18 protein-coding genes are annotated in these 16837 nt (G+C 64.1%); 6 read left to right on the top strand and 12 right to left on the bottom strand.

Annotation, left to right across the window (positions count from 1 at the left end):
• Positions 1-190: 190 nt before the first annotated feature.
• A complete protein-coding gene (locus ACODSD_RS17600; RefSeq protein ID WP_107798383.1) occupies positions 191-1807 on the top strand; it encodes a YdgA family protein in 1617 nt (538 codons plus the stop codon).
• Between the two features lie 83 nt (positions 1808-1890).
• Here the strand turns inward: ACODSD_RS17600 and bfr are convergent, their stop codons facing one another.
• Both bfr and ACODSD_RS17590 read right to left on the bottom strand, forming a co-directional pair.
• Positions 1891-2367, bottom strand: a complete 477-nt coding sequence (gene bfr / locus ACODSD_RS17595; RefSeq protein ID WP_107798382.1) for a bacterioferritin — start codon at positions 2365-2367, stop codon at positions 1891-1893.
• Positions 2368-2530: 163 nt separating this feature from the next.
• The gene (locus tag ACODSD_RS17590) at positions 2531-2731 is read right to left on the bottom strand and encodes a bacterioferritin-associated ferredoxin (RefSeq protein WP_019103980.1); all 201 of its coding nucleotides are present in this window, start codon (positions 2729-2731) and stop codon (positions 2531-2533) included.
• Between the two features lie 107 nt (positions 2732-2838).
• Here ACODSD_RS17590 and ACODSD_RS17585 point away from each other — a divergent pair, with 107 nt between their 5' ends.
• From ACODSD_RS17585 to mnmA, 3 genes are read left to right on the top strand one after another with little or no spacing between them, the layout of a single operon-like run.
• Positions 2839-3291 carry an NUDIX hydrolase gene (locus tag ACODSD_RS17585; protein ID WP_107798381.1) on the top strand — a complete coding sequence of 151 codons (453 nt, stop codon included), beginning with the start codon at positions 2839-2841 and terminating at the stop codon, positions 3289-3291.
• A gap of 28 nt (positions 3292-3319) precedes the next feature.
• Positions 3320-3868: a hypothetical protein gene (locus ACODSD_RS17580; RefSeq protein ID WP_233246647.1), complete on the top strand. Its 549-nt coding sequence runs from the start codon at positions 3320-3322 to the stop codon at positions 3866-3868.
• Complete coding sequence (gene mnmA, locus ACODSD_RS17575) at positions 3865-4941, top strand: tRNA 2-thiouridine(34) synthase MnmA (protein WP_107798379.1); 1077 nt, start codon at positions 3865-3867, stop codon at positions 4939-4941. The genes ACODSD_RS17580 and mnmA overlap by 4 nt, the downstream gene beginning before the upstream one ends.
• Before the next feature lie 229 nt (positions 4942-5170).
• Here the strand turns inward: mnmA and ACODSD_RS17570 are convergent, their stop codons facing one another.
• On the bottom strand, positions 5171-6433 hold the full coding sequence (locus ACODSD_RS17570) for an MFS transporter (protein ID WP_488877934.1): 1263 nt from the start codon (positions 6431-6433) through the stop codon (positions 5171-5173).
• Positions 6434-6534: 101 nt separating this feature from the next.
• Between ACODSD_RS17570 and ACODSD_RS17565 the strand changes: the two genes are divergently transcribed.
• On the top strand, positions 6535-7437 hold the full coding sequence (locus ACODSD_RS17565) for a LysR family transcriptional regulator (RefSeq protein ID WP_486636721.1): 903 nt from the start codon (positions 6535-6537) through the stop codon (positions 7435-7437).
• Here the strand turns inward: ACODSD_RS17565 and ACODSD_RS17560 are convergent.
• Positions 7421-8173 carry an SDR family oxidoreductase gene (locus ACODSD_RS17560; protein ID WP_227107232.1) on the bottom strand — a complete coding sequence of 251 codons (753 nt, stop codon included), beginning with the start codon at positions 8171-8173 and terminating at the stop codon, positions 7421-7423. The genes ACODSD_RS17565 and ACODSD_RS17560 overlap by 17 nt on opposite strands.
• 3 nt (positions 8174-8176) lie before the next feature.
• Entirely contained in the window at positions 8177-9079 is a 903-nt protein-coding gene (locus ACODSD_RS17555) for a prephenate dehydrogenase (protein WP_227107230.1), read from the bottom strand.
• A 93-nt stretch (positions 9080-9172) separates the two neighbouring features.
• On the opposite strand from ACODSD_RS17555, the gene ACODSD_RS17550 reads away from it, so the two are divergent.
• On the top strand, positions 9173-9442 hold the full coding sequence (locus tag ACODSD_RS17550) for a DUF4936 family protein (protein ID WP_488877933.1): 270 nt from the start codon (positions 9173-9175) through the stop codon (positions 9440-9442).
• Positions 9443-9574: 132 nt separating this feature from the next.
• On the opposite strand, the gene ACODSD_RS17545 is transcribed toward ACODSD_RS17550, so the two are convergent.
• The 7 genes from ACODSD_RS17545 to fabG form a co-directional block, all read right to left on the bottom strand.
• Entirely contained in the window at positions 9575-10447 is an 873-nt protein-coding gene (locus ACODSD_RS17545; protein ID WP_107798374.1) for an EAL domain-containing protein, read from the bottom strand.
• Between the two features lie 258 nt (positions 10448-10705).
• Positions 10706-11887, bottom strand: coding sequence for a dicarboxylate/amino acid:cation symporter (locus tag ACODSD_RS17540; RefSeq protein ID WP_488877932.1), 1182 nt, complete (start codon positions 11885-11887; stop codon positions 10706-10708).
• A 198-nt stretch (positions 11888-12085) separates the two neighbouring features.
• A complete protein-coding gene (gene pabC / locus ACODSD_RS17535; protein ID WP_488877931.1) occupies positions 12086-12898 on the bottom strand; it encodes an aminodeoxychorismate lyase in 813 nt (270 codons plus the stop codon).
• Positions 12898-14190, bottom strand: coding sequence for an aminodeoxychorismate synthase component I (locus tag ACODSD_RS17530; RefSeq protein WP_488877930.1), 1293 nt, complete (start codon positions 14188-14190; stop codon positions 12898-12900). The genes pabC and ACODSD_RS17530 overlap by 1 nt, the downstream gene beginning before the upstream one ends.
• A gap of 126 nt (positions 14191-14316) precedes the next feature.
• A complete protein-coding gene (gene fabF, locus ACODSD_RS17525; protein WP_107798370.1) occupies positions 14317-15558 on the bottom strand; it encodes a beta-ketoacyl-ACP synthase II in 1242 nt (413 codons plus the stop codon).
• Between the two features lie 177 nt (positions 15559-15735).
• Entirely contained in the window at positions 15736-15975 is a 240-nt protein-coding gene (gene acpP / locus ACODSD_RS17520; RefSeq protein WP_019103041.1) for an acyl carrier protein, read from the bottom strand.
• Between the two features lie 106 nt (positions 15976-16081).
• Complete coding sequence (gene fabG / locus ACODSD_RS17515; RefSeq protein WP_107798369.1) at positions 16082-16819, bottom strand: 3-oxoacyl-ACP reductase FabG; 738 nt, start codon at positions 16817-16819, stop codon at positions 16082-16084.
• Between the last annotated feature and the right edge of the window lie 18 nt (positions 16820-16837).

Raw genomic sequence — 16837 nt, 5'->3', positions numbered from 1 at the left:
GAAAGACTCTATTCTATACAAGCGGCCCGCCGATGTCAGACCGTTTTGCGCTTGCGCCGGCAACCCGCCGCCGCAAACGCCCAACTTGGACCCCGCCGACGCCCTCCGGTTCACGCGCCGGCAGTAACGCAAGCGGTGGACGATGGTGTACCATAGGGCCTCATTCCATCCTAGTTAAGAAAAAGCGCTAGTGTTGCCAAATCGTCGTCTGATCATTGCCGGCGCCACCCTCGGTGGCCTGTTCGTTCTGTATGGAGGCGCGACCCTGTGGGCCGGCGTCAAGGCGGAGCAGACCTTGCAGGAACAGCACAAGATGCTGGCCGACCTGCCGCTGTTCAAAGTCAAATCCCACAGCTACCAACGCGGCTGGTTCTCCTCCACGGAAACCACCGAACTGGTGTTCAACCGCCATTTGTCCGGCCCGTATGAAAACATGCTGCCCGACAATGTGAAGCCGCTGCTGAACGCCACCATCAAGTTCACCAACCACGTCAAACACGGCCCCCTCCCCGGCATCGGCGATTTCGACTTCCGGCCCGGCCGCGCGCTGGTGCGCACCGAGTTCGCGATGAGCGACTCCACCCGCAAGACGCTGGCCAGCTTCTTCGGCGACAAGGAACCCATCACCATCTTCAACCGTCTGGGCTTCGGCGGCGGCGGCGAACTGGACGTCAAGGTGCCGGCCTTCGACTATGAAGAAGCGCTGTCCGGCGTGAAGATGAAATGGAAGGGCTTCGACCTGAAGCTCGACTACGCCAACGGTTATAAGGAATACAAGAGCGAGGCGCTGTCGCCCGGCTTCCTGCTGGAAGCCGCCAGCAAGGGAACCGTGGCTTTCGACGGCGTGCGCTACGTCTCCGACATCCGCCCCGGCAACACCGGGGTCAAGCTGGGCACCAGCGAACTGACCGTGGGCAATGTCCGGCTCAACTCCCGCGAAAGCGTGCCCTACAGCATCAAGCTGAACGAGCTGGTCTACCTGATGACCCGCGTGCGCGTCGGCGAGTTCATCAATCCGTCCGGCGAATTCAAGCCGTCCGCGGTGACGCTGAAGGACTTCCGCTACCAGATCGTCACCAGCGAGCAGGACGACTACGTCAACACCCGCGGCAAACTCAACTTCGCCGAGTTCAACTTCAACGACCACCGCTACGGTCCGATGCGCCTGGACATCTCGGCCAACCATCTGCACGGCCCGACCCTGGTCAAACTGGATCAGGCCATCGGCCAGATCCCGTTTGAAGGCGTGGACCCGGCGCTGCTGCGCAAGCAATACATCGACACCATCAAGAAGAACGGGATTCCGCTGCTGCAGAACGATCCCAAAGTGGTGATCAACGAGTTCTACCTGAAGATGCCCAACGGCGAAGCCAAGCTGGAAGGCAGCCTGGGCGTCAAGGGTCTGCAAGCCGCGGATCTCAACGACGCCGCGCAGTTCATCAGACGCTTCGAAGTGGACGCCAAGCTCAGCCTGCCGCGCCAGACGCTGGAAGACCTGGTGATCGCCCAGGCGCGCACGCTGTTCACCGTCGATCAGAGCGCCGAAGACCAGCCCAATATGAAGGAAGTGGAAGACCTGGCCAAAAACCTGCTGGACAGCCAATTGGCGCAGTGGAAGAGCGAGCAGTACATCGTTGAGGACAAAGGCCAGATCAACACCGAACTCAACTACGGCGGCGGCGTGCTGACCATCAATAAGAAGAAGGTGGCCCTGCCCTGGGAGGAGATCGAGGCGGAAGCGCCGCGCGACGCCTCCCAGCCCGGCTCCGACAAGCATACGGACAAGAGCGCCGACAAGAAGAAGTAAGACGGCGGTCGACGCCGCACGCAAAAAGGGCTGTCATACGACAGCCCTTTTTCTTTTCCGACCCGGTCGAAACCTTGCGGCGCTTAATCGTCGTCGTGCATCTGGCTTTGCAGATAATTCTGCAGGCCCACGCTTTCGATCAGGCCCAACTGCGTCTCCAGCCAGTCCACGTGCTCTTCCTCGCTCTCCAGAATGTCTTCCAGCAAGTCGCGGGTCACGTAGTCCTTGGCGCTTTCACAGTAGGCGATGGCTTCGCGCAACAGCGGCAGCGCGTCCATTTCCAGTTTCAGGTCGCACTCCAGCATTTCCTTCGGATTCTCGCCGATATGCAACTTGCCCAGGTCCTGCAGATTCGGCAGCCCTTCCAGGAACAGCACGCGCTCGATCAGCGCGTCGGCGTGCTTCATCTCGTCGATGGACTCGTGATACTCGTGCTCGTTCAGCTTCTTCAAGCCCCAGTTCTTGTACATGCGGGCATGCAGAAAGTACTGGTTGATCGCGGTCAGTTCGTTCTTGAGGATCTGGTTCAGATACTTGATAACTTTTTTATCGCCTTGCATCGCGCTCTCCGGGAAGAAATGATTCTTCCATTATGACATAGCGCGCGCCAGTCTCAAGTTATCACAGCCAAAATAAAGGACTTCGCCCCGCTTGACGCGGTGCGTGGGGGATTTGCAGTTCGTCCGGCCTTGGCCGAGACTAAGCAACAGACGGGGTCAGGAATTAAGCGGCGCTGCGCGCGGTCGAAGCCGGACCAAGCGCGTGGACAGCCTCCTTGCGAAGTTGGTTAGCCATGCAGGCGCACTTGCCGCAATCAGTCGCCACCCCAAGCTCGCGGCTCAGATCGCACATGCGGGTTGCCCCGTTGTGTACCGCTTCGCGGATTTGCTTGTCAGTTACAGCGTGGCAGAGGCAAACGTACATGGCAGTTCCGGTGGTGAATGAAGACGGGATTGAGTTAAAGTAATCGAGAATCGTTATCAAGAATATAGATTCAAACAAGAATCATTGTCAACAAGAAAGCGCAGACCATGACGCAGTGGAAACCAAATGCGACAGTTGCGGCAGTCATTGAGCTGGACGGGCGCTACCTGATGGTGGAAGAGGTGACCAGCGACGGCATCTGCTTCAACCAGCCCGCCGGTCATCTGGAATACGGCGAAACGCTGGAAGACGCGGTGAAACGCGAAGTGCTGGAGGAAACCGGCTGGCACTTCCGGCCCTTGGGCCTGGTGGGCATTTATCTGGTGGACCGGCCCAACAGCGACATCACCTATCTGCGCTTCGCCTTCTACGGCCACCCCTTGCGCCGCGAGGACTATCCGCGGCTGGACGACGGCATCCTGTCCGCGCAATGGCTGAGCCACGAGGACATCGTCTCGCTGCGCGCCCAGCATCGCAGCCCGGTGGTGCAGCAATGCCTGGACGACTATCGCGCCGGCAAACGCCACCCCCTGGCGCTGATCCATCATCTGGGCCGCTGACCGCCCAAGCCCACCGCCCGGAGCCGGCATGTCCTTGAGATCATTGTCTTTCCTATTGGCTCTGCTGGCCGGCGTCCCATGGGCGGCACAAGCCAGCGCCATCAATATCTGCTACCATTACGGCTGTTCCAGACATGCCTACGTAGACATCTCCGCCGAAGCCGACGCTTGGCTCGCCGCTCGCCTGTCCGCCGCAAACAGCCCGGAAACCGAACGTTCCGCCGTCAGCGACGCCGTCACCGCGCTTTATCACATCGCCGCGCGCACGTTGCCCATTTGGCAGGACAAGGGCGGCAATTTCCGCGACGGGCCCGCCGAAGGCCGCATGGACTGCGTGGACCACAGCAGCAATGTCACCGCCTTCCTCACTTATCTGCAGGATCACGGCTGGCTGCAATACCACACGGTGGGCAAACCGGCCTGGCGCGCGCCGCGCCTGCTCGACCTGCATTACACCGCGGTGCTGCGCGACCTGCTCTCCGGCCAGGATTGGGCGGTGGACAGCTGGTTCAAGGACTTTGGGCAAGCCCCGGTGGTGCTTGCCCTCGATATTTGGATGGAAGGATATTCCCCGTGACGGGTAAGAAAAGAATTGTCGTCGGCATGTCCGGCGGCGTGGACTCCTCGGTGACCGCCTCGCTGCTGAAACAGCAGGGGCACGAGGTGATCGGCGTCTTCATGCAGAACTGGGAAGACGACAACGACGACGAATACTGCTCGATCAAGCAGGACGCGCTGGACGCGATGAGCGTGGCCGACATCGTCGGCATCGACATGGAGATCGTCAACTTCGCCAAGGAGTACAAGGACCGCGTGTTCTCCTACTTCTTGAAGGAATACTCCGCCGGCCGCACGCCCAATCCCGACGTGTTGTGCAACGCCGAAATCAAATTCAAGGCCTTTCTCGACTACGCGATGGAACTGGGCGCCGACTGCATCGCCACCGGCCACTACGCGCGCAAGCTGGAAAAGGACGGCACCCACTATCTGATGAAGGCGGTGGACCACACCAAGGATCAGAGCTACTTCCTCTACCGTTTGCAGCAGCATCAATTGGCCAAGTCCATCTTCCCGCTCGGCGACATCCGCAAGACCGAGGTGCGCAAGCTGGCCGAGGAAGCCGGCCTGCCCACCGCGGCCAAGAAAGACTCCACCGGCATCTGCTTCATCGGCGAACGTCCGTTCCGCGACTTCCTGCAGCGTTATCTGCCCACCCAGCCCGGCGAGATGATGCTGCCGGACGGCAAGGTGGTGGGCGAGCATATCGGCTTGATGTATTACACCCTGGGCCAGCGCAAGGGGCTGAATATAGGCGGCGCGCGCGAGGGCACTGGAGAACCGTGGTTCGTCGCCGGCAAGGACATCCCCGGCAACAAGCTGATCGTGGTGCAAGGCCATGACCACCCGCTGCTGCTGAAGCCGACGCTGGCGATGGCCGACCTGAGCTGGACGCTGCCGGCGCCGCCGGCGGCCGGCGAATACGCGGCCAAGAACCGCTACCGCATGGCGGACGCCGGCTGCAATCTGTCCGCCATCGTCGACGGCCAGGCCACGCTGACGTTCCGCGACAAGCAATGGGCGGTCACCCCCGGCCAGTCCGCGGTGCTGTACGACGGCGACGTCTGCCTGGGCGGCGGCATTATCCAATAAGAACCTGTTTACGATCTGCTACGCGTCGGTAGAGACATTGTGCGATGAGTGCCGTCTTCGAAATGCTCATGTACCGTATGTATACTCCGCTTTCTCAGCCGCAACGCCTTGTCTCGCCCTAGCTCGCCAGATCGTAAACAGGCTCTAAGCAGCGGTTCAAAGTCCGCTGAGCGCCGACGATGCGATGAAAAAGCCCTGCGCCAAACCGCAGGGCTTTTTTCTTTCAAGCTCAAGGTTGCGGCAAGGGCGGCAGCCGCCTCAGGCCCAGGCTGATCGCCAGCATCGCCGCCAGGCTGGCCCCCAAGACCGCGGCCACGCCCTGCCAAGCGCCGCGGCCCCACATCAGCCCGGACAAAGACCCCACCAGACTGGAGCCCAGATAGTAGGCGCTCAAGTAAATGGCCGAAGCCAGCGCCCTCCCCTGACGCGCCCGCAAACCCACCCAGCTGCTGGCCACGGAGTGACCGGCGAAAAACCCGAAGGTGAACAAGGCGATGCCGGCCACCAGCAGGACGATGTGATCGCTCAAGGTCAGCGCCAGCCCCAAGAGCATGGCCAGCACCATCAGCCACAGCATATTGCGCCGGCCCAGGCGATCCGACAGCTTGCCGACCCAGGCCGATGACCAGACGCCGACGATATACAGCGAAAACACCAGCCCCAGCAGGCTCTGGCTCATATTGAAGGGCGCGGCCAGCAGACGGAAACCCAGGTAGTTGTACAAGCTGACGAAACAACCGGACAGCAGAAAGGCGCTGATGAACAAGTAAGGCAGACCCGCGTCTTGGAACAGGGCCTTGGCCTCCCGCCACATGCGGCCCAGATCATGCCGACGCGGCTGGAAATGCCGGGAAGGCGGCAGATTGCGCCAAAACAGCCAGGCGCCGGCCGTGCCCAGCAAGGCCAAAGCCAACAAGGCCCAGCGCCAGCCGAAATGATCCGCCAGCAAGGAGGCGATGAAACGGCCGCTCATTCCGCCCAAGGCATTGCCGGCGATGTACAAGCCCATCGAGTGGCCCAGGGATTTCGCGTCCACCTCCTCGCTCAGATACGTCATCGCCACCGCCGGCAGGCCGGCCAGCGCCACGCCGAAAGCCGCGCGCAGCCACAGCAGATGCTGAAAGCTGTCCGCCAGCGCCGACAACAGCATCAGCAGCGCGCCCAGCGCCAGCGCCGCGTTCATCAAGGGGCGGCGGCCCAGGCGATCCGCCAGCAGGCCGGCGGGAATCAGGCTCAGGGCCAGGCTGCCGGTGGCCAACGACACCACGCCGCTGGAGGCGGCCGGCGACAAGGAGAAATCCTCCGCGAACATCGGCATCAGCGGCTGTGCGCCGTAGAGCATGGCGAAAGTGCAATAGCCGCCGACGAACATGGCGCGCGCGGTGGCGCGGAATTCCGCGGTGCCGGCGTGCAGCTTGACCGGAGGAAGAGGGGCGGCGGACGGCGGCGGCACGACGGCGCCTAGGCAGGGTGACGAAGAATCGGCGGACATGAAAAGCTTTCAATGCGAAATATGGCTTTGAGCTTAGTCTTGGCCGAAAGCGCAGTCCAATATATATTTAACCATCATTTGATACTTTTAAAATATCAATTATGGAACTACGCCATCTACGCTACTTCGTCGCCGTTGCCGAAGAACTGCATTTCACCCGCGCCGCCCTGCGCCTGCATATCGGCCAGCCTCCGCTCAGCCAGCAGATCCAGGCCTTGGAGGCCGAGCTGGGCGTGCGGCTGCTGCGCCGCCACCAGCGCAAGGTGGAGCTGACCGAGGCCGGCCGCCAATTCCTGAGCCGGGCCCAGCGCATTCTGGCCGACGCGGAACTGGCCGCGGCGGAAGCCAGACGCGCCGCGCGCGGCGAGATAGGCGAATTGAGCATAGGCTTCACTTCGTCTCTGCCGCTGTCCCCCATTCTGCACGCCGGCCTGCACGACTATCGTCTGCGTTTCCCGGAGGTCGGCCTCAAATTGCGCGAGATGTTCACCACCGACCAGTACCAGGCCTTGCAGCAACGGCGGCTGGATATCGGCTTCGTCCGCTTCAACGGCCTGGAGCCGATGGCGGACATCGCGGTGGTGGAGTTGCAGCGAGACGCGCTGCGGGTGGTGATCAGCGCCGAGCATCCGCTGGCCGGCCTGCCGGCGCTGCGCTTGGAGCAATTGCGCGGGGAAAGTCTGATCGGCTACCCGCAGGAGGCCGGCACCGGCTTGAACACGGTGCTGCGCGAGCTGGCGAGCCGGCAAGGCATGGACTGGCGGCCGCGGCAGGAGGCCGGCGAGGCGATCACGCAGATCGGCCTGGTGGCCGCCGGACTCGGCATCGCCATCCTGCCCTCGCCGCTGGAATGCGTGCGGCTTCCCGGCGTGCGCTATGTGCCGCTGCTGGACGAGGGCGCATATCTGGCGATGGGCTTGGCCACGCGGCTGGACGAAGACTCGCCGCTGGTCAGCCAGTTTCTGAACTTGATGCGCGAGCGCTGGCTCAACGCCCCCCGCTGACGTCCAGCAGGCTGCCGGTGCAAAAAGAGCTGGCGTCGGACAACAGCCAGACGATGGCGGCCGCCACCTCCTCGGCCGCGCCGCCGCGCCCCATCGGCACGCTGCCAGCCAGGCGCTCCACCCTGCCCGGCTCGCCGCTGGCGGCATGAATGCCGGTGTGGATCAGGCCCGGGCGCACCGCGTTGACGCGGATGCCTTCGGCGGCCACTTCCCGCGCCAGGCCCAGAGTTAGGGTGTCGACGGCGCCCTTGCTGGCGGCGTAATCGACATACTCGCCGGCCGAGCCCAGCCGCGACGCGGCGGAAGAAACGTTGACGATGGCTCCGCCAACGCCGCCATGACGGGTGGACATCCGGCGCACCGCCTCGCGGCAGCAGAGAATGGGGCCCAGCACATTGCTGCGCAACACCTGCTCCACCCGCTGCGCCGAGTAATCCTCCAACCGGCCTATCGGCGCGGTGACGCCGGCATTGTTGACCAGGGCGTCCAGGCGGCCGTAGCGGCCCGCCACCGCGTCGAACAGGCCGACGATGTCCGCCTCGAGCGAGACATCGGCGCAAAACGCCTCGGCGTCCGCGCCCGCATGCCGCAACTCGGCCGCCACAGCCTCCGCTCCGGCCCGATCGCGGCGGTAATTGACGGCGACGCGCCAGCCCTCCGCCGCCGCCAGCCGCGCCGTCGCCGCGCCTATGCCGCGCGAAGCGCCGGTGATCAGCACCACCTTGCCCTCATTCATGGATCAAGCCTTGCGCATGAATTGCTGATGCCAGCGCGTGCGCGCGCCGCGCGCCGCGCCGAAACGCTCCGCCAGCCGCTCGCCGTCGCCGGCGTCCAGCATCTGGCGCAGTTGGTCCAGCCCGGCGCGGTAGCGGTCCAGCTCCTGCAGCAACGCGTCGCGGTTGGCCAGGCTGATGTCGGTCCACATTTCCGGATGGCTGCCGGCGATGCGGGTGAAATCGCGAAACCCGGTGGCGGCGAAATCGAAGCAACGCTCGGCGTCGGCCTTGCCCGCCACCATGTCCACATAGGCGAAAGCCAGCAAGTGCGGCAGGTGGCTGACAGTGGCGAACACCGCGTCGTGCTCCTCCGCCGTCATGCTGTGGATGTCCGCGCCGCAGGCGCGCCATAGCGCCGCCACTCGCTCGGCGACGGAAGGCAGGGTCTCCGGCAACGGCGTCAGCACCACCTTGCGATTTTCGTACAGGCCGTACTGGGCGGCGGCGGCGCCGGACAGATCGGAACCGGCGATGGGATGCGCCGGCACGCAATGCGCCAGTTGGCTCGGCAGATGCCGGCGATACAACTCCACCACGTCGCCCTTGGTGCTGCCGGCGTCGGTGACGATGGTCTCCGGCCGCAGCTTCGGCGCCATCGCCGCCATCAGCGCGCCCATCTGCCCCACCGGCGAGGCCAACAGCACCAGATCGGCGCGTTCGGCCACGGCGGCCAAGTCCTGGCTGATCTCGTCCACCACGCCCAGCTCCAAGGCCCGCTCCAGGTTTTCCCGGGTGCGGCCGACGCCGATCACATGCCGCGCCATCCCGGCGCGCTTCAGCGACAAGGCGAAAGAGCCGCCGATCAAACCGACGCCCACCACCACCAGGGTATCCATCCCTTGCTGCACCGCTTCTCCTCTATCCATGGCGGAACCTAGAACGGCTATCATACCTGCCTAATGTCGGCTGACAACCACTCCGTTGCGACGCGATCCCGCGCGCCCTGCTTAGGACATACGATGCGCTACAGTTTTTATTGCTATTTCAAGGTCGATGCGGACAACGCGCCCCTGCTTGCGCAGCTGCGAACGCTGCAAGCCGGCCTCCTGGCCCGCGCCGGCGTCGCCGGCCGCCTGCTGCGCCGCCGCGACGACGCCGGCACCTGGATGGAAGTGTATGAAGGGATTCCCGACGCCGACGCTTTCCGCCGTCTCTGGCTGGATGTCAGCGCCGAATGCGGTCTGGCGGCGCTGAGCCGCCATGAGGAGTGGTTTCAGCCGCTGGATTAAGAACCGGCTTATGATCTGCGGCGCGTCGTGAGACCTTACACGGCGAGCAGCGCTTCGAAATGCTCATGTACCGCATGTACACTCCGCTTTCTCTGCCGTTTTCGCCTTAGCTCGCGAGCTCGTACACAGGTTCTAAGAAATTGGCCAGCTGAGGCTGTCCGTCGGCCGCGCCAAGTGAAAGCCCTGGACGAAATCGCAGCCGGCGGCGCGAGCGATGTCCAGCTGCATTTCGCTTTCAATGCCCTCGCCCACCACCTTGGCGCCGTGCAGCTTCAGGATGGCCACCAGCTCGGCCAGCTTGTCGCGCAGCGCCGGCCGCATCAGCGCGCGCCGCATCAGCACCTTGTCCAGCTTGACGTAATCCGGCTCCAGCAGCCACACCCGCTCCAGATTGGACGCGCCCTGGCCAAAGTCGTCCAGAGAGATCAAAAAGCCCAGATCGCGGTAGCGCTGCACCGCGCCGTGCAGCCGCACCGGATCGCTGACCGCGTCCTCCACGATTTCCAGGCAGACATGGCGCGGTTCCACCCCCAGCAGTTGCAAGGCCTCGGCGAAGAATTGCCCGTGCGCCTCGCTGACGTTCACCAGATGCTGGGCATTGACGTTGAGCGACAGCACCAGGCCCGGCGGCGGCGATTGCAGCAGAAAATTGAGCAGGTGCAGGCAGCGCAGTTGCCGGTCCACGTACACGGTGCGGCGCGGCGTGGTTTCCGCGGCGAACAGCACGGTGGGAATCAGCTGGCCGCCAAAGCGGTCCGACACCCGCGCCAGCGCCTCCACCGACCACAGCTTGGGCTCCCCGTCCTGCAAGCGGTACACCGGCTGGAAGACGCTGCGGAAGCGCCAGTCCTCATGCCGGCCGCGCACGCGCTCTTCGCGCCAGGCCAGCGGCTCCGCCTCGAAGCCATGCCGCGCCAGCATCTGATTCAGACGCGGCAACGCCGCCCGCGCCTGCCGCGCGCCCAGGTCCAGAACCGCTACCTCACACTCCGCCATCGCCGACATTGCGCCTCCCGGCATGCGCCAAGAAAACAAACAAGAAAAAAGGCCGAACATCGTTCGGCCCAAACAGGATACGAGAGAAACCTGCATGCGGTTCTGTTGAACCGACAAACAGTAAGAGGCTGCCTTTGACGACAAAGCCGCCAAAAGCCGCCAGCGCTCTACTGCGCCAGAAAGACCCGCTTAATATACATGGCTCTCTTTATCTCTAAAAATAATTAAATGCTCGTTGTATAGTTCACATAAATCTATGACTTGGATTTAGGCCTGCTGAGAAGCCGGCTTGCCTTCCGCTTCCGCCGGCCGGCCCATGATGCGATCCAGCCACAGCGCGATCACGCCGTCGCCGGTAACGTTGCAGGCGGTGCCGAAGCTGTCCTGAGCCAGGTAGAGCGCGATCATCAAGGCCAGGCTGGCCTCGGGGAAGTGCAGCATGCTGGCCAGAATGCCCAGCGCCGACATCACCGCGCCGCCCGGCGCGCCCGGCGCCGCCACCATGGTCACGCCCAGGAGCAGGATGAAGGGGAACATCACGTCCCAGCTCGGCACGTCCAGGCCGGCCGTCATCAGCATCACCGCGGTGGCGCAGGTGACCAGGGTGATGGTGGAGCCGCACAGATGGATGGTGGCGCACAAGGGCATCACGAAATCCGCCACCGGGCCGGACACTTTCATCTGCTTGGCCGAGCGCAGCGCCACCGGAATCGTCGCCGCCGACGACATGGTGCCCAGCGCGGTCAGGTAGGCCGGCAACATATTGCGGATCAAGGACCAGGGATTGCGGCCGCTGGCGAGGCCAGTCGCCGTGTACAGCAGGGTCAGCCAGATCCAGTGCATGGCGATGGCCAGCACCAGCACCACGCCGAAGGTCTTCAACGTGGAAAACACCGAACCGTCGGCCGCCATCTCGGCGAAGACGCAGGCGATATAGGCCGGCAGCAGCGGAATCAGCACCTTGGCCAAGACCAGTTCGACGATGTCCTTGCCCTGATCCACCACCTCCTTGAGGCGCAGCGCGCGGGTGACGGCGATGCCGAGGCCGAACACGAAGGCCAGCATCAGTGCGGTCATCACATCGAACAGCGGCTTGATCTCCAGCGTGAACAAGGCCTTGATCGCCGCCGGCTTGTCGGTGGCGTGCACGCCCTGAGCGATCAAGGACGGCAAAACGCCGGAGGCGACGGCGAAAGCCGCCAGCCCGGACAGAATGGTGGAGCAGTAAGCCAGCCCCACGGTCCAGCCCAGCATCTTGCCGGAGTTGGACTCCAGCGCGGCGATGCCGCTCATGATGTAGAACACGATGATCAGCGGAATCATGAAGCCGATGAACTGCCCGAACAGGGCTTTGAAAGTCATCAGCAGGGCCAGCGGGCCGTCCGGGGCCCATAGCCCCAGCGCCAGGCCAACCGCCATGCCGGCCAGTAGTTTAAGAATCAATTTCACGGCAACCTCTCTGAGCTTGGTCTTTGGTCTAATGTTGTTCGCGATCCGCGCGTGCGCTTGCCGCCATGCCCGGTCCGGACACGGCGCGCCAGTCGGAAGAATGGAGATCCGCCCGTCGAGGGCGGCATGGACAAGAGAACGGACGCGGTCCGGGCAGACCTGTATGCGGGCCGGGAACTGCCCTCCCGGCGCCTGGCCTCAGGCTTGAAGCGACAGGCTGTGTCGCAGGGCGCTCAATAGCGGATGAGGCGTCCAGCTACGCTCGCCCAGGCGGGTAATCTGCCAGATACCCATCAGGCTATTGGAGAGAAACACCGCATCGGCGTCAATCAAGCGCGGGGCGGAAAGTCGCGTTTCAGTAAAAGAGCGTCCGATATCCAAACAATGCGCGGTCAACCAATCCCGCACCGCGCCGTTCACGCCGCAACGGTCCAGCCTTGGCGTGACGATGGCCTCGCCTTCCAGCAGATAGACATTGCTCATCGTGCCCTCCGCCACCCAGCCTTCCATATCCAGCATCAGGCCTTCGGCGATGGCGGTATCTCGCCATTCCGAGCGCGCCAGCACGTTCTCCAGCCGGTTCAGATGCTTGATGCCGGCCAGCGCCGGCTGCAAGGCCAAGCGGGTTTCGCACCAGCGCGCCGTCACGCCCTGTTCGGCGCGCTCCGGAGGATAGCCGTTCCAGGGCGCGGCGCTGACGATGCGGGTGCAAGACGGCGCCTCCGGCATCGCGTATCCGCGCGCGCCTTCGCCGCGGGTCAGCACGATCTTGGCCGCCGCGCGCGGCAGGCCGTCCGCCGCCGCGGCCAGTTCGGCCAGCAACAGCGCTTCTTCGGGCGGAGGCAGGCGCAGCCGGCGCGCGTCCTCGCACAGCCGCGCGTACTGCCAGGCCCACAAGCGCGGCCGGCCGTTCAGCAGCTCCAGCGTGCGGAACACGCCGTCGCCGTAGGCCAGGCCGCGGTCCGCCGCGGCGATCCGCTCGCCGGGCCCGCCGTTGATCAGCATCGCCATCAGGCCTGCTCCACGCCCAGCGCCCGCAGCAGGCCGCGCGCCTTGTGGCGGGTTTCCTGCAGTTCGCGTTCCGGATCGGAGTCGGCGACGATGCCGCCGCCGGCGCGGAAGCGCAGCGCGCTCCCCTCCTGCATGAAGGTGCGGATCAGGATGTTCAGGTCCATGCTGCCGTCGCGGTTGAGATAGCCCAGGCTGCCGGTATAGGCGCGGCGCGCGCTGTTTTCCAGTTCGCGGATGATTTGCATGGTGCGCACCTTGGGACAGCCGGTGATGGTGCCGCCGGGAAACAAGGCGCGCAGCGTTTCCGCCGGGCCGACGCCGGGACGCAGGCGGCCGCGGACATTGGATTCGATATGGTGGACATAGGCGTAACTGGCCACCGCCATCAGTTCGTTGACCTCCACGCTGCCGGGCTGGCAGATGCGGCCCAGGTCGTTGCGCTCCAGATCGATCAGCATCACATGCTCGGCCCGCTCCTTGACGCTGGAAATCAGCCGCTGCTTCAAGGCGGCGTCTTCCGCCGGGTCCGGCGAGCGCGGATGGGTGCCGGCGATGGGCCGCGTTTCCGCCCAGCCGTCGCGCACCCGCACCAGCCGCTCCGGCGAGGAGCTGACGATCTGCGCGCCGCCGAAATCCGCCAAGGCCGAGAACGGCGCCGGGTTGGCGCGGCGCAGCGCGGCGAAGAGATCGGCCGCGGCGACGCCGGCGTCCAGTTCGGCGCGCCAGCCGCGCGAAATATTCACCTGGAACACATCGCCTTCGTAGATGTAGCGCTTGAGGCGGACGACCGCGTCGGTGTACCACTGCGGCGGGTCTTCCTCCAAGCCCCGCAACGCCACCGGACAGGGCTCGAAGACCGGCGCCGCCTGGGCCAGGCTCAGCGCCCGCTGCCACAGCTCCGCGCTTTCCGCCACGATCCAGCCGCAAGCCTCGCGGCGATCCACCAGCACCGCGGCCGGGGTGCGCGCCAGCGCCGCCAGCGGAAAGCTGTCCGGCAGCGCATCGGCCACGCTGGGCTCGAATTCGGACAGCAGATCGTAGCCCAGGTAAAGGAAATGCCCGCCGACGAAAGGCAGTTGATGACGGTTATCGACCGGCTGCGGCTTGAACTCGGCCAGGCGGCGCAGAAAATCGCCGCCCTCGCCGGCGTAAAACAGCTCGCGGCCGTCTTCCAGCAGCAGCAAGTCCCAGCCGGCGTCGCCGGAGGACATCATCAAATACGGAAAGGTTTGCGGATCCGCCGCATGCATCGCCAGCAGGTCCGGCGCAAAATCCAGTTTCTGAGTGAACATCGAGAAGTCCCGGGCCGGCAGCCCGGCGCAGCTTGCCGCCCGCTTTGACCCGGGCGGCGTGAAAACAAAGAAAAACCGCTGCGAGTGTAGCGCAGCGGTTCGGACTGTCAATCGACAAGACGACGATCAGACGCGCTTGAACACCAGCGTGCCGTTGGTGCCGCCAAAACCGAAGGAGTTGGAGATGCCGATGTCTATCTTCATCTCGCGCGCGGTATTGGCCACGTAATCCAGATCGCAGCCGGCCTCCACATCCTGATCGTTCAGGTTGATGGTGGGCGGCGAAACCTGGTTGTGCACCGCCAGAATGGTGTAGATCGCCTCCACGCCGCCGGCGCCGCCCAGCAAGTGGCCGGTCATCGACTTGGTGGAGTTGACCACCAGCTTCTTGGCGTGGTCGCCAAACGCCAGCTTGATCGCCGTGGTTTCATTGGCGTCGCCCAGGGGCGTGGACGTGCCGTGAGCGTTCACGTACTGCACCTGGTCGGCGTTGATGCCGGCGTCGCGCAGCGCGTTGCTCACGCCGCGCGCCGGGCCTTCCGCGCTCGGCGCCGTGATGTGGTGAGCGTCCGAGCTCATACCGAAGCCGATCAGCTCGGCGTAGATCTTGGCGCCGCGTTTGACCGCGTGCTCATAGTCTTCCAGCACCAGCACGCCGGCGCCCTCGCCCATCACGAAGCCGTCGCGGCCCTTGTCCCAGGGACGGGAAGCCGTGGCCGGATCGTCGTTGCGCGTGGACAAGGCCTTCATCGCGGCGAAACCGCCGATGCCCAAGCGCGAAACCGCGCCTTCCGCCCCGCCGGCCACCATCACGTCGGCGTCGCCGTACTGGATCAGCCTAGCCGCGTCGCCGATGCAGTGCGCGCCGGTGGTGCAGGCGGACACGATGCCGTAGGACGGACCCTGATAGCCTTTCAGGATGGACACCTGGCCGGCGATCAGATTGATCAGCGAGCCCGGGATGAAGAAGGGGCCGATCTTGCGCGGACCGCCCTCCATCAAGGCCACGCCGGTTTCCTCGATCAGCGGCAGGCCGCCGATGCCGGAACCGATGTTGACGCCGACCCGGGTCTTGTCCAGGCCCGGCACGTCGTCCAGGCCCGCGTCCGCCACCGCTTGCAGCGCCGCGGCGATGCCGTAGTGGATGAACAAGTCGTTGCGGCGGGCTTCCTTCGGCGAGATATAGTCGCTGATCTCAAAGCCCTTCACTTCGCCTGCGATCTGGCAAGCCATGTCGCTGGCGTCGAAACGGGTAATCTTGGCGATGCCGCTGTTGCCGGCCAGCAAATTGGCCCAGCCGGTGGCGACATCATTGCCGACCGGGGACACATGGCCCAGGCCGGTTACTACAACTCTGCGTTTTGACACGAAGAATCTCCGTGAGAGATGGGAGGGCAGTCTCCCCACGAGACCGTCCACGCATTGCGATGCCCTACGGTTTGGCAGGGATCAAACGCGCGTTTGGCATCCTCTTGGCAAAAGACCTCTGCGAAGAGACCAGAAGGCTCCGGGCAGAGGTCCTAATACCCCTCGAAAGGGAAGGAATTACTTGTTCAGGTGGGCAGTGACGTAGTCGACGGCTTGCTGAACGGTGGTGATCTTCTCGGCCTCTTCATCCGGAATTTCGCACTCGAACTCTTCTTCCAGAGCCATTACCAGCTCAACGGTGTCGAGGGAGTCGGCGCCCAGATCGTCCACGAACGAAGATTCGATTTTCACTTCGGCTTCGTTCACGCCCAGTTGTTCGGCAACGATCTTCTTAACGCGCGCTTCGATGTTTTCCATTTGTTTAAACCCTTGACCTTTCTGATTCGGGATAACAAAACCCCGGTATTCTACAAAAAAAAATTAGAGCAGCCTACCTAAATCTCCAGGCGGGCCGCAAGCTCGTTCACGGCATCAACATGCCGCCGTTGACATGCAGCGTCTGGCCGGTGATATAGCCAGCGCGATCCGACGCCAAAAAAGCGGTGGCGTCGGCGATATCCTTGGCGTCGCCCAGGCGGCCCAGGGCGATCTGCTCGACCAGCGCCGCGCGTTGCGCTTCCGGCAGCGCGCGGGTCATATCGGTGTCGATGAAGCCGGGGGCCACGCAGTTGACGGTGATGTTGCGGCTGCCCACCTCGCGCGCCATCGACTTGGTGAAGCCGATGATGCCGGCCTTGGCCGCCGAATAATTGGTCTGGCCCGGGTTGCCGGACACGCCCACCACTGAAGCGATATTGACGATGCGGCCGAAGCGCGCCTTCATCATGCCGCGCAACACGGCCTTGGACGCCTTGAACACCGATTTCAGATTGGTGTCCATGATGTCGTCCCAGTCCTCGTCCTTCATCCGCATCAGCAAGCCGTCGCGGGTGATGCCGGCATTATTGACCAGGATGGCGATCGCGCCGAATTCTTTTTCGATGGATTCGACCAGCGCGTCGATCGCGCCGGCCTCGGTCACATTCAACACCCGGCCGGCGCCGCCCTGTGCGGACAGGCGCTCGTGGATGCTCGCTGCGCCGGCCTCGCTGGTCGCGGTGCCGATCACCACGGCGCCTTCGGCCGCCAGCGCCGCGGCGATCGCCGCGCCGATGCCGCGCGATGCGCCGGTGACCAATGCCACTTTGCCTTGCAGGCTCATTGCAGTCTCCTTATCGTT

Source organism: Chromobacterium sp. FG22 (genome assembly GCF_057809415.1).
Note: the sequence above shows the minus strand (reverse complement) of the source record. Positions and strands in the feature narration are given on the sequence as shown.

Coding starts and splice junctions, on each gene's coding strand:
- bfr (WP_107798382.1), bottom strand. CDS start 2,367: ATGCAAGGCGATAAAAAAGTTATCAAGTATCTGAACCAGATCCTCAAG.
- ACODSD_RS17590 (WP_019103980.1), bottom strand. CDS start 2,731: ATGTACGTTTGCCTCTGCCACGCTGTAACTGACAAGCAAATCCGCGAA.
- ACODSD_RS17585 (WP_107798381.1), top strand. CDS start 2,839: ATGACGCAGTGGAAACCAAATGCGACAGTTGCGGCAGTCATTGAGCTG.
- ACODSD_RS17580 (WP_233246647.1), top strand. CDS start 3,320: ATGTCCTTGAGATCATTGTCTTTCCTATTGGCTCTGCTGGCCGGCGTC.
- ACODSD_RS17570 (WP_488877934.1), bottom strand. CDS start 6,433: ATGTCCGCCGATTCTTCGTCACCCTGCCTAGGCGCCGTCGTGCCGCCG.
- ACODSD_RS17565 (WP_486636721.1), top strand. CDS start 6,535: ATGGAACTACGCCATCTACGCTACTTCGTCGCCGTTGCCGAAGAACTG.
- ACODSD_RS17560 (WP_227107232.1), bottom strand. CDS start 8,173: ATGAATGAGGGCAAGGTGGTGCTGATCACCGGCGCTTCGCGCGGCATA.
- ACODSD_RS17555 (WP_227107230.1), bottom strand. CDS start 9,079: ATGGATAGAGGAGAAGCGGTGCAGCAAGGGATGGATACCCTGGTGGTG.
- ACODSD_RS17550 (WP_488877933.1), top strand. CDS start 9,173: ATGCGCTACAGTTTTTATTGCTATTTCAAGGTCGATGCGGACAACGCG.
- ACODSD_RS17545 (WP_107798374.1), bottom strand. CDS start 10,447: ATGTCGGCGATGGCGGAGTGTGAGGTAGCGGTTCTGGACCTGGGCGCG.
- pabC (WP_488877931.1), bottom strand. CDS start 12,898: ATGGCGATGCTGATCAACGGCGGGCCCGGCGAGCGGATCGCCGCGGCG.
- ACODSD_RS17530 (WP_488877930.1), bottom strand. CDS start 14,190: ATGTTCACTCAGAAACTGGATTTTGCGCCGGACCTGCTGGCGATGCAT.
- acpP (WP_019103041.1), bottom strand. CDS start 15,975: ATGGAAAACATCGAAGCGCGCGTTAAGAAGATCGTTGCCGAACAACTG.
- fabG (WP_107798369.1), bottom strand. CDS start 16,819: ATGAGCCTGCAAGGCAAAGTGGCATTGGTCACCGGCGCATCGCGCGGC.